Annotated in this window: 3 protein-coding genes; all 3 read left to right on the forward strand. The window is 76.3% G+C overall.

Going from position 1 to position 2294, the window contains the following annotated elements:
• Positions 1–1329, forward strand: a 1329-nt coding sequence (locus DZF91_RS40280) for a hypothetical protein (protein ID WP_158588039.1), incomplete at its 5' end; no start/stop codon positions are given.
• Positions 1329–1460 (forward strand): hypothetical protein, encoded by a 132-nt coding sequence (locus tag DZF91_RS42745; protein ID WP_268915973.1) that lies wholly within the window; start codon positions 1329–1331, stop codon positions 1458–1460. The genes DZF91_RS40280 and DZF91_RS42745, both read left to right, overlap by 1 nt.
• 20 nt (positions 1461–1480) lie before the next feature.
• A partial coding sequence (locus DZF91_RS24810) for a glycosyltransferase (RefSeq protein ID WP_117359667.1) occupies positions 1481–2294 on the forward strand: 814 nt, incomplete at its 3' end.

Here is a 2294-nt window from a genome sequence, read left to right on the forward strand (position 1 = left end):
CTCGCGGTCGCCGCGTGCGCGCCCGGCGACCGGGCGAAGCGCGGGCGGGCCGTGCTCCGGACCGCGGTCGCCGTCGTCGCGCTCAGCCTGCCGTGGCTGGTGACGGGTTGGCTCCGGCCGTCGGGGGTGCCGGGCGCGCCGTCCGCCGTGGACGCGTTCGCGGCGCGCGCCGACACACCTTTCGGAACGCTCGGAAGCCTTCTGCTGACGGGCGGGGTCTGGAATGCGGAAGTCGTGCCCCGCGGGTACGGGACCGGTGTCCTGGTGTTCTGCTGGGCGCTCGTCGTACTGGCGTCGCTCACCGCCTTCGCCGGAATGCTGCGGCGGGCGGAACGGCGTCCGGCGTGGGCCGCTGGATTGGCCGTGGCGGCCGTCGGCGGATACGCGACGGCCGCCTTCGGCGCGGTCGCCGGTCCTGTGTTGAAGTGGCTCATCGGGCTCTGGCCGGGCTTCGCGGTGCTGCGGGACGGGCAGCAGTACACCGCGCCGCTCGTCCTCGTCGTGGCGACCGGTCTGGGGCTGCTCGCGGACGCGCTCATGCGGGCCGTCCGCCCGCGCGCTGGAAAAGCCGTCCGCCCGCGCGCTGGAGAAGAGGACGTCCCGGCGCGGACTGGAGGAGAGGACGTCCCGTCGCGGACTGGCGGAGAGGGCGGCCCTTCGCGCGACGGGGACGGTTCGGACGTCGTGGCGGGCGGGGTCGGGGTCGCGGTGGCCGTGCTGCCGCTCGTGCTGCTGCCCTCGCTCGCGCTGGGCGCGGGCGGGCGGCTGCGTCCGGTCGAGTACCCGGCGGGCTGGGACGCGGCGCGCCGGATCGTCCGGGCCGATCCCGTGCCCGGCGACGTGCTCGTCCTGCCGTGGGCGACGTACCGGAGCTACCCGTGGAACGGCGGCCGGACGTCGCTGGACGCGCTGCCCCGCCACCTGGACCGCCGGGTGGTCACGGCGGACGCCGTGGTCGTCGGCTCCACGACCGTCCCGGCGGAGGACCCGGTGGCGCGCGCCCTGGATCCGGTGGTGGCGGGCGGCGGGCCGCTGGTGCCGGCGCTGCGGGCGGCGGGCGTCCGGTACGTCGCGCTGGACGCCGAACTCGGCCCGGACGCGCCGTGGCGCGCGCGGCTCGACGGGGCCGGAACCGTGCTCTCCGACCCCGGTCTCACGCTGTACCGGGTGCCGGACCCGGCGCGTCCGGACGAGGCGGGCGCACCCCGCGTTCCGACTGCAATGTCATGGATTGTCATGGTTTCGCTGATCGTCTGGTCATTCGTTACCAGGGGCACTACTGTGACGAGACACATCCTTCGCATCCCCCGACGTGGAAGGGCCCCCTGATGCGCATAGCGATCGCGGCCATAGCGGGCACGCTGCTGGCGCTGCTGACCTCGGTGAGCGTGGTGCACTACACCAACGCCTCGCAGAGCTCCCCGGTGATCAAGCCGCTGTACAACTACGGCTCCCGGTAGGCCCCGGACCGTCCCGCGCGATGGCCGTTCCCCCGCCCCCGACCGGCGCGCCCCCGACCGGCGCCTCCCCGCCCGCCGCGCGTCCGGCGCTGGAGGTGGTCGTGCCCGCGTTCAACGAGGCCGTCCGGCTGCCGGACGGCCTCGACGCGCTGGGCGCGCGGCTCGCCGCCCTGCCGGTCGCCGCGTCGGTGCTGGTGGTGGACAACGGCAGCACCGACGGCACCGCCCGCATCGCCGCCGCCTGGCGCGGACCGGTCCCGGTCCGGGTGGTCGGCTGCCCCGAGCGCGGGAAGGGCGCGGCCGTCCGCGCCGGGCTGCTCGCCACCACCGCCCGGTACGTGGGGTTCTGCGACGCCGACATGGCGACCGACCTGTCCGGCCTGGACGGCGCGCTCGCGCTGCTGGCCGCCGGGCACCCGGTGGTCGTCGGCTCGCGCCGCCACCCGTCCTCCCGGGTCGAGGACTACAGCCATCCGCTCCGCAAGGTCGGGGCGATCGTGTTCAACCGGCTCACCCGTGACCTCGCGGGCGGCGTCACCGACACCCAGTGCGGGTTCAAGTTCTTCGACGGCCCGCTCGCCCGCGCCGCCGCCGCCGACCTCGCCACCACCGGTTTCGCGTTCGACGTCGAGCTGCTGATGCACTGCGCGCGGCGCGGGGCCCCGATCACCGCCATCCCGGTGCGCTGGCGGGACGTCCCGGGCTCGACGTTCTCGGTGCGCCGCCATTCGGCGCGCTGCCTGCGCGACGTCGTCGCCATCCGGATGTCCGCGCGCCGCCCGGTGCGGGCCGCCTCCCCGGCGTCCGGCGCGGCGTCCGGCGCGGCGTCCGGCG

Origin of the sequence: Actinomadura logoneensis (genome assembly GCF_003428695.1) — a bacterium.
GTDB classification, from domain to species: Bacteria; Actinomycetota; Actinomycetes; order Streptosporangiales; family Streptosporangiaceae; genus Spirillospora; species Spirillospora logoneensis.